The following is a 246-nucleotide window of genomic DNA, read 5'->3' on the forward strand; positions in this document are numbered from 1 at the left end:
TTTTATGATTGACAGCTTGAAATATGCTGTGGCGTATGTATCGGGGCTGTACGAGAAACTGGAATACGGAAAAGGATATTTTCCCATTATTATAAAGGTTCTCGTCATTGCTTACGTTACCGAATTCACTTCGCAGCTTTGCAAAGATGCGGGGGAGACATCGATCGGCGCAAAGGTAGAACTGGCGGGAAAGGTGATTATCTTTTGTGTTGCGATTCCGGTATTTGTGTCGATTATCAGTCTGGT

General features: G+C 43.5%; 1 protein-coding gene. It reads left to right on the plus strand.

Annotated features, from left to right (window positions below):
- The coding region (locus D1841_RS18595) for a SpoIIIAC/SpoIIIAD family protein (RefSeq protein WP_305801103.1) at positions 1 to 246 on the plus strand (246 nt) is incomplete at both ends.

Origin of the sequence: Neglectibacter sp. X4 (assembly GCF_009917365.1) — a bacterium.
Taxonomy (GTDB): domain Bacteria; phylum Bacillota; class Clostridia; order Oscillospirales; family Acutalibacteraceae; genus Acutalibacter.